At 63.1% G+C, this 25,024-nt stretch carries 28 protein-coding genes and 2 tRNA genes; 16 read left to right on the top strand and 14 right to left on the bottom strand.

Features of this window, described 5'->3' with window-relative positions; all coding sequences use genetic code 11:
- Nucleotides 1–31 precede the first annotated feature (31 nt).
- The gene (locus tag NDO55_RS04330; protein ID WP_252112765.1) at nucleotides 32–811 is read left to right on the top strand and encodes a flavodoxin family protein; all 780 of its coding nucleotides are present in this window, start codon (nucleotides 32–34) and stop codon (nucleotides 809–811) included.
- Here NDO55_RS04330 and NDO55_RS04335 read toward each other — a convergent pair.
- The 4 genes from NDO55_RS04335 to tkt are packed head-to-tail and all read right to left on the bottom strand — an operon-like array spanning nucleotide 808 to nucleotide 5,420.
- Nucleotides 808–1,236: a nuclear transport factor 2 family protein gene (locus NDO55_RS04335; RefSeq protein WP_252112767.1), complete on the bottom strand. Its 429-nt coding sequence runs from the start codon at nucleotides 1,234–1,236 to the stop codon at nucleotides 808–810. The genes NDO55_RS04330 and NDO55_RS04335 overlap by 4 nt on opposite strands.
- Before the next feature lie 5 nt (nucleotides 1,237–1,241).
- On the bottom strand, nucleotides 1,242–2,441 hold the full coding sequence (locus tag NDO55_RS04340) for a phosphoglycerate kinase (protein ID WP_252112769.1): 1,200 nt from the start codon (nucleotides 2,439–2,441) through the stop codon (nucleotides 1,242–1,244).
- Nucleotides 2,442–2,446: 5 nt separating this feature from the next.
- The gene (gap, locus tag NDO55_RS04345) at nucleotides 2,447–3,451 is read right to left on the bottom strand and encodes a type I glyceraldehyde-3-phosphate dehydrogenase (RefSeq protein WP_252112771.1); all 1,005 of its coding nucleotides are present in this window, start codon (nucleotides 3,449–3,451) and stop codon (nucleotides 2,447–2,449) included.
- Nucleotides 3,444–5,420, bottom strand: a complete 1,977-nt coding sequence (gene tkt, locus NDO55_RS04350) for a transketolase (RefSeq protein ID WP_252112773.1) — start codon at nucleotides 5,418–5,420, stop codon at nucleotides 3,444–3,446. Before tkt ends, gap begins: the two co-directional genes overlap by 8 nt.
- Before the next feature lie 152 nt (nucleotides 5,421–5,572).
- Between tkt and NDO55_RS04355 the strand changes: the two genes are divergently transcribed.
- The 4 genes from NDO55_RS04355 (at nucleotide 5,573) to NDO55_RS04370 (ending at nucleotide 7,006) form a co-directional block, all read left to right on the top strand.
- Complete coding sequence (locus tag NDO55_RS04355) at nucleotides 5,573–5,743, top strand: hypothetical protein (RefSeq protein ID WP_252112775.1); 171 nt, start codon at nucleotides 5,573–5,575, stop codon at nucleotides 5,741–5,743.
- Nucleotides 5,740–6,030, top strand: coding sequence for a cell division protein ZapA (locus NDO55_RS04360; protein WP_252112777.1), 291 nt, complete (start codon nucleotides 5,740–5,742; stop codon nucleotides 6,028–6,030). The genes NDO55_RS04355 and NDO55_RS04360 overlap by 4 nt, the downstream gene beginning before the upstream one ends.
- Before the next feature lie 161 nt (nucleotides 6,031–6,191).
- The gene (locus NDO55_RS04365; protein ID WP_279639084.1) at nucleotides 6,192–6,776 is read left to right on the top strand and encodes a 5-formyltetrahydrofolate cyclo-ligase; all 585 of its coding nucleotides are present in this window, start codon (nucleotides 6,192–6,194) and stop codon (nucleotides 6,774–6,776) included.
- Nucleotides 6,773–7,006, top strand: a complete 234-nt coding sequence (locus NDO55_RS04370; protein ID WP_252112781.1) for a DUF2842 domain-containing protein — start codon at nucleotides 6,773–6,775, stop codon at nucleotides 7,004–7,006. The genes NDO55_RS04365 and NDO55_RS04370 overlap by 4 nt, the downstream gene beginning before the upstream one ends.
- Here NDO55_RS04370 and NDO55_RS04375 read toward each other — a convergent pair.
- Entirely contained in the window at nucleotides 7,003–8,094 is a 1,092-nt protein-coding gene (locus NDO55_RS04375; RefSeq protein ID WP_252112783.1) for a helix-turn-helix domain-containing protein, read from the bottom strand. The two genes, NDO55_RS04370 and NDO55_RS04375, sit on opposite strands and share 4 nt — an antisense overlap.
- A 197-nt stretch (nucleotides 8,095–8,291) precedes the next feature.
- On the opposite strand from NDO55_RS04375, the gene NDO55_RS04380 reads away from it, so the two are divergent.
- Nucleotides 8,292–9,194 (top strand): hypothetical protein, encoded by a 903-nt coding sequence (locus tag NDO55_RS04380; protein WP_252112785.1) that lies wholly within the window; start codon nucleotides 8,292–8,294, stop codon nucleotides 9,192–9,194.
- A gap of 24 nt (nucleotides 9,195–9,218) precedes the next feature.
- Nucleotides 9,219–9,800 (top strand): hypothetical protein, encoded by a 582-nt coding sequence (locus tag NDO55_RS04385; protein WP_252112787.1) that lies wholly within the window; start codon nucleotides 9,219–9,221, stop codon nucleotides 9,798–9,800.
- A 54-nt stretch (nucleotides 9,801–9,854) separates the two neighbouring features.
- Here the strand turns inward: NDO55_RS04385 and NDO55_RS04390 are convergent.
- The 4 genes from NDO55_RS04390 to NDO55_RS04405 form a co-directional block, all read right to left on the bottom strand.
- Nucleotides 9,855–9,931 (bottom strand) — tRNA-Asp (locus NDO55_RS04390).
- A gap of 63 nt (nucleotides 9,932–9,994) precedes the next feature.
- Nucleotides 9,995–11,149, bottom strand: coding sequence for an AI-2E family transporter (locus tag NDO55_RS04395; protein WP_252112789.1), 1,155 nt, complete (start codon nucleotides 11,147–11,149; stop codon nucleotides 9,995–9,997).
- A gap of 51 nt (nucleotides 11,150–11,200) precedes the next feature.
- A tRNA-Leu gene (locus NDO55_RS04400) sits at nucleotides 11,201–11,285 on the bottom strand.
- 51 nt (nucleotides 11,286–11,336) lie between these two features.
- On the bottom strand, nucleotides 11,337–12,845 hold the full coding sequence (locus NDO55_RS04405; RefSeq protein ID WP_252112791.1) for a YifB family Mg chelatase-like AAA ATPase: 1,509 nt from the start codon (nucleotides 12,843–12,845) through the stop codon (nucleotides 11,337–11,339).
- Between the two features lie 152 nt (nucleotides 12,846–12,997).
- Between NDO55_RS04405 and NDO55_RS04410 the strand changes: the two genes are divergently transcribed.
- The 6 genes from NDO55_RS04410 (at nucleotide 12,998) to yihA (ending at nucleotide 16,521) form a co-directional block, all read left to right on the top strand.
- On the top strand, nucleotides 12,998–13,330 hold the full coding sequence (locus NDO55_RS04410; protein ID WP_252112793.1) for a hypothetical protein: 333 nt from the start codon (nucleotides 12,998–13,000) through the stop codon (nucleotides 13,328–13,330).
- 129 nt (nucleotides 13,331–13,459) lie between these two features.
- On the top strand, nucleotides 13,460–13,594 hold the full coding sequence (gene rpmH, locus NDO55_RS04415; RefSeq protein ID WP_252115532.1) for a 50S ribosomal protein L34: 135 nt from the start codon (nucleotides 13,460–13,462) through the stop codon (nucleotides 13,592–13,594).
- 5 nt (nucleotides 13,595–13,599) lie between these two features.
- The gene (rnpA, locus tag NDO55_RS04420) at nucleotides 13,600–13,926 is read left to right on the top strand and encodes a ribonuclease P protein component (RefSeq protein WP_252115533.1); all 327 of its coding nucleotides are present in this window, start codon (nucleotides 13,600–13,602) and stop codon (nucleotides 13,924–13,926) included.
- Entirely contained in the window at nucleotides 13,923–14,135 is a 213-nt protein-coding gene (gene yidD / locus NDO55_RS04425; protein ID WP_252112795.1) for a membrane protein insertion efficiency factor YidD, read from the top strand. The genes rnpA and yidD overlap by 4 nt, the downstream gene beginning before the upstream one ends.
- A 20-nt stretch (nucleotides 14,136–14,155) precedes the next feature.
- The gene (yidC, locus tag NDO55_RS04430; RefSeq protein WP_252112797.1) at nucleotides 14,156–15,883 is read left to right on the top strand and encodes a membrane protein insertase YidC; all 1,728 of its coding nucleotides are present in this window, start codon (nucleotides 14,156–14,158) and stop codon (nucleotides 15,881–15,883) included.
- The gene (yihA, locus tag NDO55_RS04435; RefSeq protein ID WP_252112799.1) at nucleotides 15,880–16,521 is read left to right on the top strand and encodes a ribosome biogenesis GTP-binding protein YihA/YsxC; all 642 of its coding nucleotides are present in this window, start codon (nucleotides 15,880–15,882) and stop codon (nucleotides 16,519–16,521) included. Before yidC ends, yihA begins: the two co-directional genes overlap by 4 nt.
- Here the strand turns inward: yihA and NDO55_RS04440 are convergent.
- Nucleotides 16,518–18,116: a glycosyltransferase family 39 protein gene (locus NDO55_RS04440; RefSeq protein WP_252112801.1), complete on the bottom strand. Its 1,599-nt coding sequence runs from the start codon at nucleotides 18,114–18,116 to the stop codon at nucleotides 16,518–16,520. The genes yihA and NDO55_RS04440 overlap by 4 nt on opposite strands.
- Before the next feature lie 97 nt (nucleotides 18,117–18,213).
- On the opposite strand from NDO55_RS04440, the gene NDO55_RS04445 reads away from it, so the two are divergent.
- Both NDO55_RS04445 and dapE read left to right on the top strand, forming a co-directional pair.
- Nucleotides 18,214–18,873, top strand: coding sequence for a glutathione S-transferase family protein (locus NDO55_RS04445; protein WP_252112803.1), 660 nt, complete (start codon nucleotides 18,214–18,216; stop codon nucleotides 18,871–18,873).
- Nucleotides 18,870–20,000, top strand: coding sequence for a succinyl-diaminopimelate desuccinylase (gene dapE, locus NDO55_RS04450; protein WP_252112805.1), 1,131 nt, complete (start codon nucleotides 18,870–18,872; stop codon nucleotides 19,998–20,000). Before NDO55_RS04445 ends, dapE begins: the two co-directional genes overlap by 4 nt.
- Here the strand turns inward: dapE and NDO55_RS04455 are convergent.
- The 4 genes from NDO55_RS04455 to NDO55_RS04470 all read right to left on the bottom strand — a co-directional run bounded on the left by NDO55_RS04455 (nucleotide 19,997) and on the right by NDO55_RS04470 (nucleotide 24,261).
- Nucleotides 19,997–21,709: a putative bifunctional diguanylate cyclase/phosphodiesterase gene (locus NDO55_RS04455; RefSeq protein WP_252112807.1), complete on the bottom strand. Its 1,713-nt coding sequence runs from the start codon at nucleotides 21,707–21,709 to the stop codon at nucleotides 19,997–19,999. The genes dapE and NDO55_RS04455 overlap by 4 nt on opposite strands.
- 125 nt (nucleotides 21,710–21,834) lie before the next feature.
- Nucleotides 21,835–22,386, bottom strand: coding sequence for a Smr/MutS family protein (locus tag NDO55_RS04460; protein WP_252112809.1), 552 nt, complete (start codon nucleotides 22,384–22,386; stop codon nucleotides 21,835–21,837).
- Nucleotides 22,370–23,611 (bottom strand): murein transglycosylase A, encoded by a 1,242-nt coding sequence (gene mltA, locus NDO55_RS04465; protein ID WP_252112811.1) that lies wholly within the window; start codon nucleotides 23,609–23,611, stop codon nucleotides 22,370–22,372. Before mltA ends, NDO55_RS04460 begins: the two co-directional genes overlap by 17 nt.
- Nucleotides 23,608–24,261, bottom strand: a complete 654-nt coding sequence (locus NDO55_RS04470) for a Tim44/TimA family putative adaptor protein (RefSeq protein ID WP_252112812.1) — start codon at nucleotides 24,259–24,261, stop codon at nucleotides 23,608–23,610. The genes mltA and NDO55_RS04470 overlap by 4 nt, the downstream gene beginning before the upstream one ends.
- A gap of 76 nt (nucleotides 24,262–24,337) precedes the next feature.
- Here NDO55_RS04470 and secB point away from each other — a divergent pair, with 76 nt between their 5' ends.
- Entirely contained in the window at nucleotides 24,338–25,009 is a 672-nt protein-coding gene (secB, locus tag NDO55_RS04475) for a protein-export chaperone SecB (RefSeq protein ID WP_252112814.1), read from the top strand.
- Nucleotides 25,010–25,024 lie beyond the last annotated feature (15 nt).

Here is a 25,024-nt window from a genome sequence, read left to right on the forward strand (position 1 = left end):
TTGGTGTAAAGCACGAATGAGGGGAATGGTAATGACGATGATGTCCGAGCAGATGATCAAGGTCTGTGACGAGGCCGAGGCCGAAGACTTGGATTTTTCGGAGCTGAAAGCGGTCCTGGTGAATGCCTCGCTCAAGCATCCCTCGCAGGACAGTCATACCGACACACTCCTCGATATCGTCGGAGAGATTTTCGAGCGCGGAAAGGTCGAGGTCGACCGCGTTCGCCTGTCCGATCACCTGCTTGCGCCCGGCGTCTATCCCGACATGACCGAACATGGCTGGGATCGCGACGACTGGCCCAAGATCAGCGAGCGCATCATCGACGCCGACATCTGCGTGCTCGGCACGCCTATCTGGCTTGGCGAAAAATCATCGCTCGCGCAGGCCTTTATCGAAAAGCTTTACGCCCATTCGGGCCAGACCAACGACAAGGGCCAGTATCTCTTTTACGGCAAGGTCGGCGGCTGCGTGGTTACCGGCAACGAAGACGGCATCAAGCATGTCGGCATGGGCGTGCTCTATTCGATGCAGCATGTCGGCTACACCATCCCGCCCCAGGCCGATTGCGGCTGGATCGGCGAGGCCGGCCCGGGTCCCTCCTATGGCGATGAAAAGGATGACGGCTCACGCGTCGGCTTCGACAGTGTCTTCACCCAGCGCAACACCACCTTCATGGCCTTCAACCTGATGCACATGGCGCAGATGCTGAAGACCGCCGGCGGCATCCCCGCGGTCGGCAATGTGCGCAGCCAGTGGGACGACGGATCAAAGCCCGGCTTCCCCAATCCCGAATATCGGATGGACGACTAGCGCCAGAGCTGCAGCTGGCGGATCGCCTTGGGCACGCGCTCGTCAACGACGGTGCGAGAGATGCTGCGCTCGCTGAGCGCCCATTTGCGCGTTACGGTCGAGCGCTGCCACAGGTCGGTGAGCCAGAAGTCGCCCTTCCAGGGCTCGCCATCCAGCTCCATCTCCAGCTCCGCCGTCGCGGTGAACCAGACGCTCGACCCGTGCTTGCGCACCAGGATGTCGCGAAGGCGATAACCCGAACAGGTGAAGCCCGCCGTGCTCGCCTGCACCCAGCTTGCGCGGTCGAGCAATTGGGCGCGCCCTGCGCCCACGACCATCATCATGTTGCGGCTGGTCAGCTTCTTCATAGCCTTGACGTCGCGCTGGATCCACGCGCGCCAGATCTGATGTTCGTGGGTCTCGATGACCGACGCAATATCCGCCATCTCGCTTAGCCTTCCAGTGCAGCGACGCCCGGGAGCGCCTTGCCTTCCATCCATTCGAGGAAGGCACCGCCTGCCGTCGACACGAAGGTGAAGTCATCGGCAACACCGGCATGGTTCAAGGCGGCGACCGTATCGCCGCCGCCGGCGACCGAAACGAGGCCGCCTTCCTTGGTCAGCGCCGCCGCCGTCCGCGCCAGCGCGACCGTCGCCTTATCGAACGGCTCGGTCTCGAAGGCGCCGAGCGGCCCGTTCCATACCAGGGTCCGGCAATTCTTGAGCGCGTCGCCATACATTTCGACCGCACCCTCGCCGACATCGAGGATCATCTCGTCCGCTGCGACCTCATGCACATTGCAGGTCCGCACGCTGTCGGGGTTGGGCGCGAATTCCTTCGCCACGATGACATCGTAGGGCAGATGGATGGTGCAATCATGCTTGTCCGCCGCCGCGAAGATGGCATTGGCCTGCGGAACGAGGTCGGCTTCCATCAGGCTCTTGCCCACCTGGACCTCGCGCGCTGCGAGGAAGGTATTGGCCATCCCGCCGCCGATGATCAGGTGATCCACCTTTTCGACCAGGTTTTCGAGCACGGCGAGCTTGGTCGAAACCTTCGCCCCGCCAACCACGGCCGCCACCGGATGCTCGGGACTGCCGAGCGCCGTATCGAGCGCCGTCAGTTCCGCTTCCATCGCACGGCCCGCAAAGGCCGGCAGGTGCTTGGCGACTCCGACCGTCGAGGCATGCGCACGGTGCGCAGCCGAAAAGGCGTCGTTGACGTAATAGTCGCCAAGCTCCGCCATCGCCGCAGCGAGCGCCGGATCATTCTCGGTCTCGCCCTTATGGAAACGCGTATTCTCGAGGATACCGATCGAAGCCGGCAGCATGATGCCGATGGCGCGCTTGGCCTCGGGGCCCTGACAATCCTCGATATAGCGCACGCTTCGCTTGGTCCGCTCGCGCAGCGGCTCGACCAGCAAAGCCGTCGACATGCCCGGCTGCGGCGCGCCATTGGGGCGACGGAAGTGCGACAGGATCAGCACCTTGGCCTGACGGTCGCACAGCTCGTTCAGCGTCGGCAGGTGCGCGCGCAGCCGCGTATCGTCGCTCACATCCCCATCGGCCATCGGCACATTGAGGTCGCAGCGCACAAGCACGGTCTTGCCCGAAAGGTCGCCCGGCAGGTCGTCGAGGGTCTTGAAGCTCATATCGTTCAGATCAGCTTGGCCATCACGCCGGCCGTGTCGATCATACGGTTCGAGAAGCCCCACTCATTGTCATACCAGCTGACGACGCGGGCCAGCTTGCCCTCCATCACGCTGGTTTCGAGGCTGTCGACCGTCGAACTGGCCGGATGGTGGTTGAAGTCCGAGCTGACGAGCGGCTGATCTGTGAAATCGAGCACGCCCTTCATTGGGCCGTGCGCCGCGGTCTTGAGCGCGTCGTTCAATTCGTCCGCGCTGGTGTCGCGCTTGGGCTGGAAGACGAGATCGATCAGCGACACATTCGGCGTCGGCACACGGACCGACGAGCCATCCAGCTTGCCGTTGAGTTCAGGCAGGACGAGACCGACCGCGCGGGCTGCGCCCGTCGTCGTCGGGATCATGTTCTGCGCGCCGCCACGGGCACGGCGCATGTCGCCATGCATCTGGTCGAGCATGCGCTGGTCGTTGGTGTAGCTGTGCACCGTCGTCATGAAGCCACGCTCGATTCCGACCGTGTCGTTGAGGACCTTGGCGACCGGCGCCAGGCAGTTAGTGGTGCAGCTGGCGTTGGAAACGATATGGTCGTCGCCCGTGAGCGTGCCATGGTTCACTCCATAGACAATCGTCTTGAGGTCGCCTTTGGCGGGGGCCGAGATGAGGACGCGCTTTGCGCCGGCATCAAGATGCGGGCTCGCGGCATCGACCGACTGGAAGAAACCGGTGCATTCAAGGACGATATCGACGCCCATGTCGCCGTGCGGCAGCTTGCCGGGCTCGCGTTCCTTGGTGACGGCGATCGACTTGCCATTCACGACGATGCTGTCACCGGCAACGCTAACCTCGCCCGGGAAACGGCCGTGCGTGGAGTCGTACTGAAAGAGGAGCGCGTTGGAGTCGGCATCGGCAAGGTCGTTGATGGCGACCAGTTCGAGGTCGTGATCGTCCCGCTCGAGCAGGGCCCGCGCGACGAGGCGACCGATGCGGCCGAAACCGTTGATGGCGACTTTAGTCATTGTTCAAACGCTCCAGGATTTGGGGGATAATGGCGTCGGCGGTGAAGCCGAATTTCTCGAACAGATCGGGCGCCGGTGCCGACGCGCCGAAGCGGTCGATCCCGATATTCAATCCATTCTTCATGGTGATGTCGGACCAGCCGAACGTCGTGCCGGCTTCGATCGACACGCGCAGGATTTCGCTGGGCTGCACATCGGGCAGGATATCGTCGCGATAAGCCTGCGGCTGTGCGGCAAATTTCTCCCAGCTCGGCATGGAGACCACATCGGCACCGATGCCGTCTTCTTCAAGCCGCCCTGCGACTTCCATCGCGAGGCCAACCTCGCTGCCCGTCGCAATCAGGATGACCTTGCGATCATTCTTGGCGGCCTTCAGGCGATAGGCACCCTTGGCGACCAGATTGTCCTCATGCTTTTCAAGGCGGACCTGCGGCAGGCCCTGGCGCGAAAGCGCGATCAGGCCGGGTCCGTCGGCGGCCAGCGCATCGGCCCAGGCTTCGGCGGTCTCGACCGCATCGGCGGGCCGATAGACGGTGAGACCCGGCATCGCGCGCAGGCTTTGCAGATGTTCGACCGGCTGGTGGGTCGGTCCGTCCTCGCCAAGCCCGATCGAATCGTGCGTCATGACATGGACGACCTTGGCACCCATCAGCGCGCCGAGGCGGATCGCCGGCCGCGAATAGTCGGCGAAGACGAGGAAGGTGCCGCCATAGGGTAGCACGCCGCCATGCAATGCCATGCCGTTCATCGCCGCGGCCATGCCGAATTCACGGATGCCGTAATAGATGTAGCGCCCGCCATAATTGGAAGCGGTGAGCGGCTCGATACCGCCCGCTTTGGTATTGTTCGAACCGGTAAGGTCGGCCGATCCGCCAATGGTCGAGGGAACGGCTTCGTTGATCGCGTCGAGCACGATCTGGCTGGCCTTGCGGGTCGCCATCTTCTGCGGGTTGGCGATCAGTTCGTCGAACAGCTTGCCCTGCCAACGGCGGTCATGCTTGCCGTCGATACGATCCTTGAATTCGCTGGCTTTCGAATGACCTGCCAGGCGTTCTTCCCACGACTTCTTCGCATCCTGCGAACGCTGGCCGATCTCGGTCCATGCCTCGCGGACGTCGTCGGGGATCACGAAGGGCTCGGCATCCCAGCCCAGCTCTTCGCGCGCGGCTGCAATCTCTTCATCGCCAAGCGGTGCGCCATGCGTCGCCGCAGTGCCCTGCTTGTTGGGTGCGCCAAACCCGATCGTCGTGCGGCAACGGATAATGCTCGGCTTGTAAGTAGTCTTGGCTTCGGCGATCGCCTTGGAGACGCTGTCGGCGTTCATCCCGTCGCATTCATGCGTCGACCAGCCCATCGCCGCATGGCGCGCCAGCACGTCCTCGGTCCGCGACAGATCGGTCGGTCCGTCGATGGTGATTTCGTTATCGTCCCACAGCACGATCAGGCGGCCGAGCTGGAGGTGCCCGGCAAGCCCCGCGGCCTCGTGGTTGATTCCCTCCATCAGGCAGCCATCGCCGGCGATGACATAGGTATGGTGATCGACGAGGTCGTCGCCATAGACGGCGTTCAGGTGCCGCTCGGCAATCGCCATGCCGACCGCAGTCGCGAGCCCCTGCCCCAGCGGACCGGTCGTCGTTTCGACGCCGTCGAGCAGGAAGTTTTCAGGATGGCCTGCGCACGGGCTGCCGACCTGACGGAAGTGGCGGATCTCTTCCATCGTCGGGTGTGCGTAGCCCGACAGGTTAAGAAGCGCATAAGCGAGCATCGAGCCATGGCCGGCCGACAGAACAAAGCGGTCGCGGTCGGGCCAATGGGGATCGCTCGGATCATGCTTGAGATGGTCGGCGTAGAGCGCCACGGCAGCATCGGCCATGCCCATTGGCATGCCGGGATGACCCGAATTGGCGGCTTGGACCGCATCCATCGAAAGGGCGCGAATGGCATTGGCTAGGCGGCGCTTGGTCGGCATGCCGGCTCCTTGGGATCGAGACAAACAGGCAGGCGCCGTCCCGCCCCCTGCGGGACATGCCCCTGTCAGGCCCGCTATTGCTGGCGCGCGCGTGCGCGTCAACCTCATGCGGCTTGCAGCCGCTGCGCTCGACGGTTAACCCAGATTGCACCATGGCCGAACCCGACCTCGCCAATGCGCTTGCACGCGCGCACGCCGCCCTCGACCGGATCGAGTCGGCATTGCCCGAAAAGGGGCAAGGCGATGCGGCCTTTCGCGAGGAAATGCGCGGTGTGCTCAATGAGCTCGACCAGCTGATCGCGCGCAAGGAGACCGAGGCGTGAGCGAGGTTACCCTCCATATCAACGGCCGAGACTATCGTGTCCGCGCTGCCGACGGCGAAGAGGAAAAACTGGTCCGCGCCGGTCAACTCGTCGACGAGCGCTGCACGAGGGCCAAGTCGGCATTGGGCACGCTCACCGACTCCAGTCTTTTTTTCTACGTCGCGCTGATGCTCGCCGACGACCTAGTCGAAGACGACAAGGCCATTGATCCGGCAGCGACCGAAAGCGTGGTCCGCCTTGCCGACCGGCTCGAATCGCTCGCCGAAAAGCTTGAGAAACAGGCCTAGGCTCCCTACATGCGCCAACTGACGGGTACTGCCGGGCACGAGCGTTCGACTATCCCTGAGGCTTTCTACATCCTAGGGAGCTGTCCCTACCCGGACCGTGGTTCGGGATATATGGCGCCCACCTGACGTTTTGGCGTCAGAGGATAAAGAGGCAAACGACCATGGCGGTCCCGTCACCCATTTCCGAAAAAGCAGGCCTGCGCAGGATGATGCGCAAACAACGGCGCGAATTCGTGACCAGGCTCGAGCCAGCGACTCGCCTCGCGCTCGAGGAGCAGCTGGCCGAGCGTCTCGCTCCGCTCCTTGCCGGCGCGAGCATCCTCGGCGCCTACGCGCCTATCGGTTTCGAGATTTCGCCCCTGCGCGCGCTTGAGCGCGCCAAACGGCTCGGCCGCGACATCGCCTTTCCAGCCTTCGACGAAGGCAGCGACACGTTCATCTACCGGCTAGGCAATCCCGACCAGCGCGGTCCCTTCAATATTCCCCAGCCGTCGACCGACTGTACGGAAGTAAAGCCGGATATGCTGCTGATCCCGTTGCTCGCTATAGACGCACATGGATACCGCCTTGGTCAGGGCAAGGGTCATTTCGATCGCGTCTTGCCCGATCTCCCCGAGGCGCAACGCGTCGCCATTGGCTGGCACATGCAGCGGATCGATGGCGACATACCGCGCGACGATTGGGACGTGCCGATGCACCGGTTCATCTCGCCGCGCAGCGAAGAGGAGTTCGAAGCCCAGTCATGAGCGTTCGCGACCACGAACCAGTCGGCACCCCGAAAGGCCGCGTCGCACTCGGCGTATTCGGCATTTGTGCCTGGATCATCGCCTGGACGATCTTGGCCGTGACCATCGCGGACTGGATCCAGGGCTGGCCGGTCCTGCTGCAAATGGTCTTTTATCTGATCGCAGGGCTCGGATGGGTGCTACCGCTCAAGCCGGCGCTCAGATGGATGGAGACGGGCAACTGGCGCTAGTCTGACGAGCGGCGATACTGGCTTGGTGTCTGGCCGGTCAGATCACGAAAGACGCGATTGAAGCTGGCCTTGCTTCCAAATCCCGAATCCAGCGCGATTTCCAAGATGGTCTGCCCGCTCGTGCGCATTTGCTGCTTGGCATGGTCAACCCGCAATCCATTGACGAGCTCGCTGAAATTCACGCCGAGCCCTTCGTTGATGGAGCGGCTGACATAGGTCGAATTGCTTGCGGCCCGGCGGGTCACATCGTCGAGGGACAGGCCCGGTTCGAGATACCAGCCGCCCTCACGGACAGCTTCACGAATCCGTTCGCCTTCCTGTCGCCAATCGCGTGCAGGCGAGGTGTCTTCCGTGGTCATCGCCTGTGACCCACCCATCTTCGGATAGGGCGCCTGCAAGCGAACCAGCGCCTCGAGCCCGACCATCCCGAGCAAGCCAAGCAGGATCATGTCGACGATGAAGGCGCGCTCATATCCCCATTCCATGAAGAAGTAGGCCAATTCGCCGCCCAGCCAGATCAGGCCCGCGACGGCGACCAGAATGATCAAATGGCGCACCCAGACGGCATCGAACTCGATGCCGTCGGCTCGATTATTGTCGAGCCAATCGCGATATCGTCGATACAAGCGCCATGTCGCGACGATGCCGAACAATAGCAGCACGAGGATCCCGACGAAGACGGCAGGAACGACATAGGGAACATGGACCGCGTCGTTGAATGCCCACTTGGCGCGATAGTCCCCCAGCATCGTGAACGCCCAGAGCTGGTAGAGCCAATAGGCCGCGCCGGGCGCCAGCAGCCACAGCCATCTCCCGGGCTTGCCGCCGACTATCAAGGCGCGGGCGTGCAGGAACAACAAAGGCCCCGTCAGCAATGCCACCTGTGTCGGCAGGAAGGTGAGGCCCGGCCAGATATTGTAGGCCCCGGCAAAGCCGATGAGCATCGGGATCAGCTCGATCACACCGGCAAGGATCAGCAGGCTCAGCCAGGCGATTGCGGGGCGTTCGATCCGCCGTCCGCGCAAGTAGATGAGCACTATCAGGCAAAAGAGCATCAACAGCCCGAGCACGCCGCTACGCGTATTCATCACTAGCTGGTCGATACATTCCTCCCCGACAGATCTGGCGACCCTAGAGGCTAAGACTATCGGGACAAGCCCCGCTTCTGCAGGCGGCGGGACGTCTCAATTCATAAAATGCTGCACATTTCGGGGATTCAGGCCGAACCATCGGCGGCATCGTGACAGGACGGCTCCAACACAAACCCCGATGAGGAGTTCGATCCATGACTATCCGTTTCGTTGCTGCACTGCTTGCCGCCTCCGCCCTTCCCGCAACGCCTGCCCAGGCATTGGATGAGGCGACCGCCTCCATCGACGTCATCTATCAGGGGTTCGATGCGCGTTCCGAGGCCGCTTTTGACGAGGCAATTGCCATCTGGGAACGCTGCCTCGTCAGCGATGTACCGATCACGATTTCGGCGACTGCCATCGCCAACGGCCCGGCCGGCTTTGCCTATCCGAACAGCATTCGCAATCAGGATTACCTGCCTGTTCGCGATGCCTGGTATCCCACTGCGCTGGCAGGTGCCTTGGCGGGCCGCGATGTGAGCGCCGATCCCGACATGGCGATCTACATGAAGCTTGATGATCGACGCTATTATGGGCCGCTTGCTGACCTGCCCGAGGAAAAGACCGACTTCGTCAATGTCGCCGTCCACGAGATCGCGCACGGCCTCGGAATCAGCTCGGCCACCTTCATTCCCTGGCAAGGCGATCCCATCGCTTCCATTGGCATGCCCAATGCTTATGCCAACTTCTTCGACTTTCCCTTTGAGATCCACGAGCAGGACGGCACGCCGTTCGTCTACGATACCTTCATCCGCCTTGGCGACGGACGCAGCTTGATGGACTTTGCCAATCCCTCGATCGATCTCGCTTTTGCCATCGCCAATCCGACGGTTCAATTCGACGGCAAGAACGCGATCGCTGCCAATCAAGGCTATCCGGTCGGGGTCAGCCCCACGAATGTCAGCCACATCCCGCAATTCCCGCGCGGTGCCCAGCCGATCATGCTTCCCGACAGTGGCACCGGCGCGCCGCAGCGCAATCCCGACCGCATCCTGCTGGGCATGCTCGAAGACCTGGGATGGACCATCAGCGAGGGCTGCAAGGCCCGTGCGAGCTAGAATAATCCTGCAAGGAGAATGATGATGAATGCCATCCAGTTGATCGCAGCCCTCGGGATCGCCGCACTCGCCTTCGATGGTGCGCCGGCAACCATCGGTGCCACCGCAAGCCTGATTGCTCAGGACGAAGCATCGCCCGCTGACATTTTAAAGACCCGCCTGATGAGCCTCGATGGCGTTTGGGAAGGGCAACTCGAATATCGGGATTTCTCCAGCAACGAGATGGTCGCGATCCCGCTCAAGCGCACGTTCCATGCATCGCCCGGCGACAATTACGTCATCATAGAGAATGAATTTACCGACCCTGGCTACAAAGTCTTCGGCGCGCAGATGATCGTGCCGGGAGAATCTGGCCTCGTCATCGCGTCGAGCGGGGGTGAGAGTGTCGAGACCGATACCATGCTTCTGGAATCCGTGAGCGAGGCCGCGACGGGCTTCACCGCCATTCTGCACGGGACCATCATCGACGCCGGCGAGCCTGCTCTGGCGCGCTATACGATGACGCTGGATGGGGACCAACTGCGTTTCCAGAAGGACGTGAAGACCAGGCGCGATGCGGACTATCGATTTCGCAATGCGTTCGACGTAACGCGAAGCGCTGAATAGATCGAATTTTCTGAGGGAGGGAATGCAGCGCCATCTTCTAACTGTTTGAGAAGATGGCGCGAGTGACGGGACTCGAACCCGCGACCTCCGGCGTGACAGGCCGGCGCTCTAACCAACTGAGCTACACCCGCATTCGGTGTGGGCGGGCAATTACGAGGCGACCCCAATCCTGTCAACACGCTTCGTGCGCATTTTCACGATTCTTTTTCCTCATCCTCGCCGACATGGGTGAGCGTGCCATGCTCGAACAGGAAGCCGGCTATGTCCGGCGTGCCTGCCGCCGCGAAGATCGTCTTGATGATGATGAGCAACGGCACCGCCAGCAGCGCGCCCAGCACGCCCCAGATCCACGCCCAGAAACTCAAGGAAATGAGGATGAGCAGCGGCGAGATCGAGACGCGCTTGCCGACGACCATCGGCGTGATGAGGTTGGCTTCGATATTATGGAGCACGATGAAGATGATCGGCGGCAGCAAGGCCGCCCAAGGATCGACAAAGCTCATCAACCCGCCGACCGCCAGCAGCAGTGCCGACAGGATGGGACCCAGATAGGGAATGAAATTCGTCACCGCGACGATGCCGCCCCACATGATCGGGCTGTCCATCCCGATTGCCCACAGCGCGAGCGCGACGATCGTGCCCAGCGTCACGTTGATGAAGGTGATGGTGCCGATATAGGTCGACGTTGCATCGACGACCTGCTGGATCACGCGCGCCGTCGTCAGCGCCCCTTCGAAGCTTCCGCGGCTGGTGATCGTGCGCTCACGCATCTTGGTCCAGCGCGACAGGAAGAAGAAGATGACCAGCATCCCGAAGAACATCTGGATGATCGCCACCGGCGCCGAGGTGGCGAACAGGTCGAGCACCGAATCGGGCGTAGTGATCGCCACTGCCGTCTCGCTTCCTGCCGTCAGCGCGACATCGTCGAGCGCATTCTCGATGAAGAGCTCCAGCTCGGCGTAGAATTGGATAAACGGAAGTACCGTCTCGCGGATGCGGTCGATGCGTTCGGGAATCAGCGCGAAATAGTCGATCGCCGGCAACACGATCGACGCGATCACGAAGGTCGCGAACATGATGAAGAGGAAAAGGCTGAGGATCGAGGCGAGCGCACTCGGCACCCCGCGCCGCTCGAACCATTCGAGCAAGGGCACCAGCGCAATCGCAATGACCAAGGCCGCCGTGACCGGCAGGAAGAATTCCGCCCCCGCCGACAAAGCGAAAGGCAAGGCGATGACGAGCAGCAGGCCGAGCGCCAATGCGATGCCCGCCAGCAGCCGCACCCGCTTCACTTCAAGCGTGTGGCTGTCCTGCAGCTCGATATGTTCGTCCGGAAGCCCTGTTGCCATCTCGGCAGCGTAGCGGTGGCGCGGGGCGCGGAAAAGAGAGATTTTCCCAGCTGGTACCTCTGGCCGGACTCGAACCGGCACTCCCGAAGGAAATCGATTTTGAGTCGATCGCGTCTACCAATTCCGCCACAGAGGCAGATACCAGCGGAGCGCGCTAGCTAGCGAAAGCCTCCGCGAAGCGCAAACATCAATTGCGCGGCGCCTGGTGACGATAGCTCAATGCCTCGGCGATCTGGATGCGACCGACCTGCTCGGCACCTGCCAAATCGCCGATCGTGCGCGCCACCCGCAGGACGCGATGATAGGCGCGTGCCGACAGGCGCATTGCGCTTGCCGCATCGGCAAGCAGTTTCGCGCCGGCCTCATCGGGCTTGGCCGCTGCCTCGATCAATTCGGGCGAGGCCTCGGCATTGGTACGCGCGCCCTGCCCCTCATAGCGCCGCGCCTGCATGTTCCGCGCCGCGGCGACACGCTGGGCAACCTCTGCGCTGCCTTCGGCGGGTGGCGGGAGCGTGAGGTCCGCAGCGCTGACGGCCGCCACCTCGACATGCAGGTCGATGCGATCGAGCAGCGGCCCCGAAATCTTCGCCTGATAGTCGGCGGCGCAGCGCGGCGCCCGCGCGCAGGCCAGCGCCGGATCACCGAGATGCCCGCAACGACACGGATTCATCGCCGCGATCAATTGCACGCGGGCGGGAAAGGTAAGGTGTGCATTGGCCCGCGCGACGCTGACTGTGCCGGTTTCCAGTGGCTGACGCAGCGAATCGAGGACGCCGCGCTGGAATTCGGGCAGCTCGTCTAGAAATAGGACGCCAAGATGCGCGAGACTGATCTCACCCGGCTTCACCTTGAGCCCTCCGCCGACCAGCGCGGGCATCGACGCACTGTGATGGGGATCACGAAACGGGCGCCGTCGCTTGAGCTTTCCGCCCTCCAGCGTCCCCGCCACACTAGCGATCATCGAGACCTCGAGCGCTTCAGACGGCGACAATGGCGGCAGAATGGATGGCAGGCTCGCCGCCAGCATCGACTTGCCCGATCCCGGCGGTCCGCTCATCAGCAGGTTGTGCGCGCCCGCCGCGGCAATCTCCAACGCGCGCTTGGGGGTCTCCTGTCCCTTTACCTGCTTTAGGTCCGGCCCGCCGCCCAACTCTTCCGGCGCGCCCGGTTCAGGCGGCGTGATAAGGGAATCGCCCTTGAAATGCGCCATCAGTGCCAAAAGGTCCGGCGCCGCGAGCACCTCAACGTCGCCGGCCCAGGCCGCTTCCGGCCCCTGCGCGGAAGGACAGATCAGCCCCTTATCCTCGCCTACCGCATGCATGGCGGCCAGCAGCACGCCCGGCGACGCGGTAACGCGTCCATCCAACCCCAACTCACCGACGACCACATAATGCGACAGCATCTCGGCATCGATGACACCCATCGCCGCCAACAGGCCCAACGCGATCGGCAAGTCGAAATGCGACCCTTCCTTGGGTAAATCGGCGGGCGAAAGGTTGACCGTTACGCGCTTTGGCGGGAGCGAGAGTCCGATCGCACTCAGGGCGCTACGCACCCGTTCGCGGCTCTCGGCTACAGCCTTGTCCGGCAAACCAACGATGACGAAAGCGGGGAGGCCGGCGCTCAATTGCACCTGGCATTCGACGCCGCGCGCCTCGAGCCCCAGATAGGCCACCGTATCGACGCTGGCGACCATCAGACATGCCTCTTTCGAGGCAAACTATATGCGGGCAACTTCCCCCCTAGCTTCGGCGCTCGCCAGCCTAGAGTGCCCGCCGGTCATTGCAAGGCGTGCATTTTGCCGAATAACCACTTGAGAGAATCATCTCGCGGCACCACATGGAAGCCATGGGTGGGAAGCGAAAGAAATGGATCGACAAGGATCCGGCACGCACGATCGTCTTTGCGGTCGGTGCCTTTCTTATCGTGCTCTCGCCGATCGTCGGTGCGATTCCCGGGCCGGGCGGCCTGTTCGTCTTTGCGGCTGGCCTTGCGCTGTGCCTGCGCACTTCGCGCTGGGCGCGCCGCCAATATGTCCGCTTCAAGCGCTGGCAGCCCGAAGCGGGTCGCTGGGCCGATTGGGGCCTGCAGCGAAAGTCCGCCAAACGCCGCGAGGCCTTGCGCAAACAGGGCGAGCCCGTGCGCGATGCCGCGAAACGAACTGCCAAGGACGGGCATTGATTGCGCGCATCGACCATTTGACAAGCGCTGGTGGCCGCAGTAATAGCGCCGCCAACCGGAGGCCGCGTGAGCGCGGCCCTTTTTCTTTCAGCCGAATTCGTTTGAATTCAAGACGATGGGACATGAGCGATGAAGCGCACTTTCCAGCCGAGCAACCTGGTCCGCAAGCGGCGCCACGGTTTCCGCACCCGTATGGCCGACGCCAACGGTCGCAAGGTTCTGGCTCGCCGCCGCGCCAAGGGCCGCAAGAAGCTCTCCGCCTGAAGACGATCCGGGTACGCCGCGACTTTCTCGCTGCCAATGCGGGAAAGCGCGTCGCGACGCCCGGATTCGTATTGCTCGTCCACCCGCGTGGGGACGACGATCCGGACATGCGCGTAGGGTTCACCGTCAGCCGCAAGGTCGGCAATGCGGTTACCCGCAACCGGATGAAGCGCCGTTTGCGCGAGCTTGCCCGCAAGCTCCTTCCCGATCATGGCACGCCGGGGGCGGATCACGTCATCATCGGTCGCCAGCGCGGCGTCGAACGCGATTTTTCCAAACTCGAGAATGAATTGCGCGGTGCGCTCGACACGCTTGCGGGGAAAGCCGCATGATGTCACGCCTGCTCGTCCTGATCGCGCGCGGCTGGCAAAAGGGGCCCTCGCGCATCCTGCCGCCGACCTGCCGCTTCCAGCCGAGCTGTTCGGCCTATGCCATCACCGCCTGGCAACGCTATGGAGCCTTGAAAGGCAGCTGGCTGGCCGCCAAACGCATTCTTCGATGCCATCCTTGGGGGGGACAGGGTCATGATCCCGTCCCGTAAGATCATTTAGGGCCGTATTCATGAACGATTCTCGCAATCTCATGCTCGCCATCGTGCTGAGCCTCATCGTGCTGGTCGGCTGGAGCGTCGTCGGCGAACGACTGTTCCCGCCCGCTGCCGACACGACGATCACCGTCCAGGACGGCGAAGTCGTCGACCTGCCCGGCCCCAATGACGGCGCCATCGACCCCGGCCCCGATTCGCCGCAGGAATTGCGCGAAGTCGCCGAAGTACTGGCCGAAACCGATCGCGTCCGCATCGAGACCCCTGCCCTCCACGGCTCGATCAACCTCACCGGCGGCCGCATCGACGACCTCACGCTCGAGCGTCACGTCGAAACCCTCAACGGCGAGGATGAAATCCGCCTGCTGACGCCGCGCGGCACCGAACAGGCCTATTTCGCCGATTTCGGCTGGACCGCCGACGGCATCGAAGCCCCCGGCGCCGACACGGCCTTCACTGCCTCGTCCGATACGCTGACCCCCGAAAGCCCGGTCGAACTGAGCTGGACCAACCCCACAGGCCAGACCTTCATCAAGCGCATCTCGGTCGACGAGAACTATCTCTTCTCAGTCGACCTGCGCGTCGAGAACCGCTCCGACAATGCCGTGGCCGTGCGCCCCTACGCGCTCGCCAGCCGCGCCGAGGAATCGCGCGACCGCAGCTTCTGGACCGTCCATGTCGGTCCGATGGGCGTGTTCGACCGCGCCGCCGATTATGGCGTCAGCTATGACGATCTCACCGAAGATGGCATCCAGCGCTACAGCTCGACCGGCGGCTGGATCGGTTTCACCGACAAATATTGGCTGACTGCGGTCATTCCCGACCAGGACAGCCGCGTCGATGCCCGCATGATGCAGGTGCCGTCGGGCGCCTTCCAGACGGACTTCGTCGCCCGCCCCGTCATCGTCCAGCCCAACAATGCGACGACCTATTCCGCGCAGCTGTTCGCCGGCGCCAAGAATAAGGGTCTGCTCGACCAATATGAGAATCAGGGCATCACCCTGCTCTCCAAGTCGATCGACTGGGGCTGGTTCGAATGGTTCATGCGCCCGATCTTCGACCTGCTGCGCATCTTCTTCGACTGGACCGGCAATTTCGGTGTCGCCATCATCATGATGACGATCCTGGTCCGCGCGATCCTCTATCCGGTCGCGAACAAGCAGTTCCGCTCGATGGCCGGCATGCGCCGCGTCCAGCCCAAGCTGAAGAAACTCCAGGAACGCTACAAGGACGACAAGCAGAAGCTGCAGCAGGAAATGCTGAAGCTCTACCAGGAAGAGAAAATCAATCCGGTCGCGGGCTGCCTGCCCATCTTCATCCAGATCCCGATCTTCTACGCGCTTTACAAGGTGTTGCTGGTCAGCGTGGAAATGCGTCACCAGCCCTTCGCGCTGTGGCTCCAGGACCTGTCGGCACCCGATCCGCTCACGCCGGTAAACCTGTTCGGCCTGCTGCCGTTCGAGCCGTGGGGCCCGATCGCCATCGGCATCCTGCCTATCCTGCTCGGCATCACGATGTGGCTCCAGTTCCGCCTCAACCCGGCGCCGATGGACCCGATGCAGAAGCAGATTTTCGGCATCATGCCGTGGGTGCTGATGTTCATCATGGCCCCGTTTGCGGCCGGCCTGCAGCTCTACTGGGTGACCTCGAACATCCTCACCATCGCCCAGCAAAAGTGGCTCTATCACCGCTATGACCTCGAGAAAGAGGGCATGGGCAAGCCTGCGACACCGGCCAAGTCGTGAGCGAGAAGCTGAGCGAACATGAGGAGCGCGCGCGCAAGCTGCTGACGGGACAGGTCGACTTCCTGCTTTCGGCGCCTGCGCTCAAGTTCCTGCCCGATCCCGGCGCGCCGGAAATCGCCTTTGCCGGACGCTCGAACGTCGGCAAGTCGACCCTGCTCAACGCGCTCACTGGGCGGAAGAAGCTAGCACGCACCTCCAACACGCCGGGGCGCACGCAGGAACTGAACTTCTTCGAGGCGGGCAATCCGGTGGAACTGCGGCTCGTCGACATGCCGGGCTATGGATTTGCCAAGGCGCCCGTCGCGATGGTCCAGAAATGGCGCCACCTCGTCGAAGATTATCTGCGCGGTCGCCAGACGCTGAAGCGGACCATGCTGCTGATCGATTCGCGTCGCGGCATCAAGCAGGTCGATCTCGACGTCATGAAGATGCTCGATACCGCCGCGGTCAATTATCACATCGTGCTGACCAAGGCCGACAAGGTGAAAGCAAGCGAGCTTGAAAAGGTTCGCGCCGCCACCGAAGCCGAGGCGCGCAAGCATCCCGCGGCGCACCCGGAAATGTACATCACCAGCGCCGAAAAGGGCATGGGGATTGCCGAATTGCGCGCTGCAATCCTGACGGCTGCCGAGACCTAAAGCGTAAAGCGCTCGATGGTCGTGGGCGAATAGTCCGGACCTTGGCTGTAGCGCTTTACGTCCTGCGTGCGCGCAGGATCGAACCACTCGTCGAGCAGAGCCTGCTGGGCCGGCTCGCAAAGATATTGCACGATCGCGACGTCATTCAGTGCGTTCGGATCGAAACGATCCGTTTCCTGCAGCGACCGCGCAGGATCGACCCGCCCGATCCACACGCGATCGCGAAACCCGTTCGCGCCATTGGCGACATTCTCGCCTGGGCCGACAATCGTCATCGGCGCGCCGCCAACCATGGTGAAAATCGCGCGATCTTTCAGCTCGGCCTCGCGATGCGCGAAGAGATAGCTCGCCGCATTCCAGTCGGCGCAGATGATCACCCCGTCGGCCGGGTCGAGGCCATCGACGACTTGCACGACATCGCGCCAGTCGGGCTTCGATCGCGCCGGGCTGAATAGCACCAGCTCTGCGGCGATGAACACGAATGCGGCAATACCCCACCTTTTGCCCGGCAAGCGACGCACCAGCAGCGCGAGGCCCAAAGCGATGCCAACCGTGAACGGCAACATCGTGCGCCCCATGACCATTGGGGTGATGATGCCGGCGAGATAGATCAGGAGCGGGAAAACCAACGCCAATACAGCGAACATCGCCATGGCTAGCTGGCGCGGTGCCTCAACGCCCTCCGTACGGCCGACTCGAATGCGGGCCAGCACCAACCAAGCCAGCGCAGCGACCTGACTGGCCAGCAGCAACGCGACGATGCCCTGCGCCCCGAACCATCCAGCAAGACCCGGCATGTCGGTGGTCACATCGATGGGGATCGGAATGACCAGCCGCGACAGCAGTCGCAAAAAGTCGAATGCTCCCGGCTGCTGGAGCCAGTTGAAATGCCCGACTTGCGAATAGGCAATGCTGCGCTGGATTTCGGGAATGACCAGCAGCAATCCGCCTGCCAGCAGCGAGACGGCAGCAAGCGGCGGCATGATCCGGGCCTTCCACCCGAAATAAAGAGCGACCAGCCCCGCCGGTGCCATCACGAACCAAGCGGTCGGGTGCGTGTAGACGGCCATGATCGCGAGGATGGCGGCAAGGATGAGGCGCCGCGGCCGCGGTGACCCTTCCCGCGGAAATGCGCTCGCCAATGCTGCCAGCGCCAGCACCTCGAGCAGTACGAGCAACGCATAGGCGCGCGCTTCCTGCGCATAGTCGACGAGATCGGGAAACACCGCGACGAAGGCTGCAAAGATCAGTCCCGTCTTCACGCCATCCAGATTCTTGCCCAGCCAGAAGGCTGCCGGAATGGTCGCGACCCCGAACAGGAAGCTCGGGAACCGCACGATCCATGGCGCTTCGCCAAGCGGCAGCCACAATTTCTGGACGAGATAATAGAGCCCCGGCGAGGGATCGAGCGGACGGATGAACAGGTCTTCGAGCGGCAGTCGCGCAATGATCAGGCTCAGCGCCTCGTCGCCCCACAAAGCATGGTGACCGAGCATGACCGAGCGCACGATCGCCCCCAGCAGGGTGATCGCCGCCAGCCACATCCATGCCGGACGCCCGGCCCAGCCTTTCTCGCGTGTCGCCCCGGCGTTCATCGTCCCCCACCCCTTGTCATAACCGGCAATGTGGGCGATGCGCTTAAAAAAACCCAACCCTTTTTGACCCTGCTGCCCCGAAAGACGTTCTCACCCCATGAAACTGATTATCGGAAACCGCGCTTATTCGAGCTGGTCCATGCGAGGCTGGCTGGCGATGAAGGCATCGGGCCTCGAATTTGAGGAACTGGTCGTGCCCCTGTTCGACGAGCAATGGGACGAGAAACGCGAGGGTAATGAGTTTGCCGCAGGCGGCGGCAAGGTGCCGATCCTGTGGTGCGACGACACCGTCATCTGGGACAGCCTCGCCATCATCGAATATTGCGCGGAAAAGTCCGATCCCGGCATTTTCTGGCCCGAGGATGAGGGCGCCCGCGCCATGGCCCGCTCGATGGCCTGCGAGATGCATTCGAGCTTCACCGCACTGCGCCGCGAAATGCCGATGAACGTGCGGCGTCGCGTCGACGATTTCCAGATGTCCGATGAGGTGCGCGCCGATATCGACCGCATCCTCCAGCTCTGGGCTCAGGCCCGCGCCCGCTATGGCGGCACCGGCGATTATCTGTTCGGCGAATGGAATGCGGTCGACATGATGTTCGCGCCGGTGATCACCCGTTTCCTCACCTATCAGGTCCAGCTGCCCAAATTTGCGGCGGCCTACAGCTATTTCGTGCTCCACCACCCACATGTGGTCGAGTGGATCGAGCTGGCGCAGGAAGAGCCTTGGGAGATCGAGGCCTACGAGCCCGCCAAATGAGCCTCGATCCCGTCGACCTCACGGCCAAGCTGATCGCCTGCCCCTCGGTAACCCCGCGCGAGGCCGGCACGCTCACCTTGCTCACCGAATGGCTTAAGCCGCTTGGCTTTGAATGCCACCATTTCGTTCGCGGCGAGACGCCCGACGGACCGGTCGAAAACCTGATCGCCGTGCGCAAGGCCGCGCAGCCCGGCCCGCATTTCGCCTTTGCCGGCCATGTCGATGTCGTGCCGCCGGGCGAAGGCTGGGACAGCGATCCCTTCCATCCCGTCATCACCGACACCGAGATCATCGGACGCGGCGCGACCGACATGAAGGGCGCGATCGGCGCGTTTGTCGCAGCCCTTGAAGGCATTGAGCAGGATAAGGGCACGCTATCCTTGCTGATCACCGGCGATGAAGAAGGCCCCGCCGTCTACGGCACGCGCGCCATCATCGACGAGTTGGAGACGCAGAGCCTCATTCCCGACATGTGCCTCATCGGCGAGCCAAGCAGCGTCGATCGCCTTGGCGACACGATCAAGCATGGCCGTCGCGGCAGCGTGAACATGTGGCTCGAGACGCCCGGCCATCAGGGCCATGTCGCCTACCCGCACCTTGCCGACAATCCGATCCCAAAGCTTGCGCGGCTCGCCTTCGAGCTCGATGCGCTGGTGCTCGACCATGGCGACCCGCCCTTCCAGGCATCGAACCTGGAATTGACGTTGATCGAATCCGATGACGGTTCGACCGGCATCATTCCCGGTCAGGCACGCGCGCGACTAAACGTCCGATTCAACCGCCATCATTCGGGCGAAGCTTTGGTCAAGAAAGTCGAGGAATTGGCCGCGATCCACGCGCCGGGCACCAAGGTCGAGGCCAAGATTTCGGGCGAGGCTTTCCTCACCCGCGATCATCACATCATCGACCTAGTCAGCGATGCGGTGAACGAGGAAACCGGGCTGACCCCCGAACGCTCGACCGGCGGCGGCACTTCGGACGGCCGCTTCCTCCATCGCCTCTGCCCGGTAATCGAGTTTGGTCTGCCCAATGCAACCATGCACAAGGTCGGCGAGCGCGCTGCCCTGTCGGACATTCGTGAGCTCACCGCCATCTATCGCAATGTGTTGAAGCGGGTCTTCGCCTAGGCTGCCGAGCCGCTGGCCACATCGTTGGCCGGCTCGACCCATTCGCGCTCGGCATTGGCGACCCAGTCGAGAAATTCGGTCTCGTCCATTGGCGGCGCGAAGACATAGCCCTGGACAATCTGGCAGCCCATGGTTCGCAGGATATCGGCCTGCGCGCTATTCTCGATCGCCTCGGCGACGATCTCTGCACCCACCGCATCGATCAGTGTGACCACCGACTGGACGATGTTGCGCGCTTTCTCGCTCCGGTCGATGTCGGCGACCAGGCTCGGGTCGAGCTTCACACGGTCGAGCGGCATGGTGCGCAGACGCGCAATGTTGGAATAGCCCGTCCCGAAATCGTCGATAGCGATGGTTGCGCCGTCGGCCTGCAGGGCGCGCATCTCGGCAATCTGCTCGTCGGTGCAGCGCATGGCGGTCGTCTCGGTAAATTCCAGTTCGACAAACTCAAGTGACACCTTGGCTTCTTCGAACGTCTCGCGGACGCGGGCGAAGAAATCGGAGCGATCGAGCTGGCGCGGGCTGACGTTCACCGCGAGGCGACGCACCCCGCCCTTTTCCTTCCAGCGCGCCAAGATCGCGGCACATTCGCGTAGCACCCAGTCGCCGATATCGGTGATCACGCCGCACCCTTCGGCAATGGCGATGAAGCTGGAGGGTTTGCGCACATCACCCTGCGGATGGTTCCAGCGCAGCAGCGCCTCGGCGCCGGTAATCTCGCCGGTGCGCAGGCTGAGCTGCGGCTGCAGCGCGAGGCTGAATTCGTTGCGTTCGAGGCCCTCGGTGAGCGCGCGCTCGGTCTCGATCTTGCGCTCATACTGGCGCGCCAGCGCGTCGTCGAACAGGCAATGCTGCCCGCCGCCACGCGCCTTGGCTTCGTACATCGAGATATCGGCCGCGCGCATCAGTTGCTCGACGCTGGTGCCATGATCGGGCGACAGGCCGACACCGACCGAGGCGCCGATATCGATCGAATGGCCATGCAGTTCGAACGGCTCGGCAATCGCCAGCGCAATACGGCGCGCCACACGCTCGACCCGGGCGCGGCAATCGAAGCCCGACAGGAAAATGGTGAACTCGTCCCCCGCAAGCCGCGCGAGCAAGGGCTGCGCCATCGCCTCGTTTTCCATTTCGGCAGTAACGACGATGCGCAGGCGGTTGGCGACCATGGTCAGCAGCTGGTCGCCGCGGGCATGGCCGAGATTGTCATTGACCGACTTGAAGCGGTCGAGATCGACGAACAGCATCGCGGCCTGGTCATCCGGCCCCAACGCAGCGAGTTGCTTTTCCGCTTCAGCGCGGAAATGCAGGCGGTTGGGCAGCGAGGTTACCGGATCGAACATGCCCAGCGCATGGGCACGGTCGATCGAGGCGCGGACCTCGGCGAACAGCTTGTCGACCGCTTGGCCGAGCGCCGGCATGCTCTTGTGGACGATGGGCGGCGCCGGGCTGGTAAGGTCGCCCTCCTCGACCGCAAGAAGGCGATCGCCGAGCGCGGAAAGCGCGCGATAGCTGTCGGAGTTGGGACGTTCGGACGCGATGTAGCAGACCATCAGACAGAAGGCGCCGGCAACAAGGCTGGCGACGATCTGCTGGTCGAGTTCGGTAAGATAAAGGAAGGCCGCAAGGCTGAAGACGAACGACGCCAGGCCCGCAGCTCCCGAGAGGAGCGCGTTCGACAGACGTTGCGCGGTCGCCTTCTTCATCATGAGCGGTATTCTGGCCCCTTTTTCACGTCCGGACGACCGTCCACTGTCACCCGAACCTCCCCGACTTAAACGGGCAGGGTTAAGAAAACGTCTAGTTTTGGCCTGATTAAGGATGTGGGGCGCAGTTAACGTGCGCGCCGCAAGACGACGTACAGCGCGCCTCTTCCGCCATGCCGCGGCGAAGCCGGACGAACCGCGGCAATTCGACCGGCATGGCGAGAAGCGGCGAGCCAATCATCGACCGCAGCGCGGATACGACCGCGCTTGACCGGCGGTTCGCCCTTAGGCGCATGGCCGGTGATGAGTAGGATGAGGCGCGCGCCATCGGAAATGGCGGATTCCAGCCCAAGGTCGATCGCTTCCCATGCATCGTCGAGCCGGTGGCCGTGCAGGTCGATCACGCGATCAGGACTCATCTTGCCGCTGGCAAGACGGCGGTCCCATCCACCATCGAGCGTCTTATCGGCATGACGCTTGGGCTGCGCCTTGACGATGACCGGGCGCTTTCGCTCTTGCGCCGCCTTGGCGCGCTGGCGCTGGCCGGGGGTCGTGTCCGGCGGTGCAACCTTGCGCGTTGGCGGTAACTTTGGCGTTTCGCCGGGCTCGCGCGACAGCGGTTCGACGGTCTCGACCACCTTGGCCCAGAGCGCCTGTTCCTCTTTACTCAGCGAGGACATTGCCCGCCGCCCCGAGCCGTGCTGCCGCGCTCTTGGGCACCAGCAAACGCGCACGTCCCGGCGACTGCATCAGGCCTGCAATCCGCTTGGCTGCAGGCCCCGCACCCCAAAAGGTGTCAAACCGGTTGGCGCCCTTGATCGCGCCGCCCGTATCCTGCGCCACCCACAACCCGTCGGCGGCATCGTCTTCCATGTCCAGCCAGACCGGCGCACCCAACGGCATGAAGGCAGGGTCCGCAGCCACGCTGCCGAGCGGCACCACCGGAACTTCGAGGGCGCCCAGTGGCCCCTCGCCTTCCAGCACGCGGAAGAAGATGTAGGACGGGTTCTCGTCCATCAGCGCATCGCCGCGCACCGGGTCGGCGCGAAGATATTCGGACAGGCTGTCGAGATTGATCGTGCCCGGCGCCATGATCTCGCGCTCGCGCAGCAGGCGGCCGATCGGGACATAAGCCCGGCCATTCTGGTCGGCATAGCCGATGCGGATGATGTCGCCGTCGGGCAAGCGCAGACGGCCCGAACCCTGGATCTGCAGGAAGAAAAGGTCGACCGGATCGGCGGCATAAGCAATTTCCAGCCCGCGTCCTTCCAGCGCCCCGTCGACGATCTCGCCGCGGTCAAAGTAACGGACGAATTCACCATTCTCGTTATATCGCCCGCGGCCGGCACCGCTGCCGTCGCTGAACGAGGCGCGCTGGAGGTCATCCGGACGGCGATAGATGGGCGAATTGTAACGCTCGCTGCGGGTAAGGCTGGCGGGTATTTCAGGCTCGAAATAGCCGGTGGCGAAGGCATCGCCATCGCCCAGTTCGACCCAGGCAAAGCTGTAGGTAAAAAATTGCACCGCCTGCGAGGGATCGATCCGCTCCGCGCTATTGCAAAGCGGTGCCCAGTCGGCAGCGATGGTCAGACCGCTCGCATCGTCACGCGCCAGCAATTTGGGACAGGACCGGATGAAGGCAGCCAGCGCGCGCTGCGCCTCCTCCTGCGTCAGTGGCGCGACCGCAGCCGCCCGCAATCCCGCCTCAAGCCCGTTGGTGGGCTCGGGCAGTTCGATGACGGGTTCGGGACGCGGCGGGGCGGGTTCGTCGACCCGGTCGAGCGTTGTCTCGCCCGGGCGTTCGGGCGGCATGGCGACGGCGCTATCGGGCGAACCGGAAGGCCCGCTTGTCGCGCAGCCGGCGAGCAGCAGGGCGGCCAGCGGCCAAGCGGCGCGCAGGCTCATTCCTCTTCGTCGGTCTCGACGAGGGTCCAGTTGGGATCGCCCGATCCGATATCGCGGCGGAAGGTCCAGCGGTCGCGGGTCTGGACGGCATCGTCCATCGCCCCGGCAACGATTTCGCCAGCCTCGTTGCGCGTGATCGCGGCAATATCCGCCTCGAAGCGCACCGTCAGTTCGGCGATCATCTTGTCGAGCTTGGCGCCGACGATCAGCGTCCGGTCGATATTGACGAGGCGATTGTCGAGCGTGAGGCCCTGCTCCTTGCGCGCGGTCACTGCGCTGGCAAAGGCATCATAGACGTCGGCGTCGAGGAACTCGCGCACCTCGTCGAGGTCGCCCTTCCAGAAGGCTTCGAGGATCATGCAATAGGCGCCCTCGGCACCCTCGATGAAGCGCGACACGTCGAAGCCGGGATCGGCGGCGAGCAGCGCACGAACGCCGGGACCGGCGAGCGGAAGATAGGCCATCGACGATTCGTCAAAGGCCGTGCCCTGCGTCGGCTGCGTCTCGGTCTCGGGCGTCGTCACGCGCGCATCGGGTTCCGATGCAGGTTTGGCCAGACTCTGCTCATGCCCGGTACGTTCGCCAAGCACGCTAAACAGCCGGAGCCCGATGAAAAGGGCGATAAGGGCGAGGATTACGAGTGCGGTCACCTAAAATTCCTATGGATCGACGTCATTTGTTCGAAACCTAACATAGGGGTCTTAACCCCAGCTTTCAAAGGTCCGAATGCTCATCAACGCACGAAAGTCGCGTTGCGTCGCATCGGGCAGGCTGCTAACCGCGCTGACGCATCATTTTTTCGCACGCCAAAGCGCGTTGCGCCCCGACAATTTCAAGGAAGTGAACAACATGGCCGACGATACGCCCAATCCCGACGCAAATGCCGCCCCCGAAGGCGCGCCGCCGCAGGGCGATCCCAACCAGCCGCAGGTCATGAGCCTCGCGCAATACGTCAAGGATCTCTCGGTCGAGAATCCCAATGCGCCCAAATCCTACCAGTTCAAGGGCCAGCCCAAGATCGACCTCGCCTTCAACATCGAAGTCAACGATGTCAGCGAAGGCGTTCACGAAATCGTCCTCAAAGTCGACGCCAAGTCGTCGTCGGACGAAGGCGTCCATTTCGTCATCGACCTTGCCTATGCCGGCCTGTTCGGCATCCGCGGCATCCCCAAGGAACATATGCAGCCGATGATGCTGGTCGAAATTCCGCGCATGCTCTTCCCCTTCGCGCGCCAGATCATTGCCGATGCGACGATCCAGGCCGGATTTGCGCCGCTGCTGCTAGACCCGATCGATTTCGGTGCCGTCTACATGCAGCAGATGCAGCAGATGAAGGCGCAGGCCGAGCAGGCCGGTGCTGGCGGCGATGCCGCTCCCGCGCCGACCGGCGACGCCTAAGGGCGCGCTCCTTAG

The sequence above is a fragment of the Sphingomicrobium sediminis genome (genome assembly GCF_023805295.1).
In the GTDB taxonomy this organism is placed as follows: domain Bacteria; phylum Pseudomonadota; class Alphaproteobacteria; order Sphingomonadales; family Sphingomonadaceae; genus Sphingomicrobium; species Sphingomicrobium sediminis.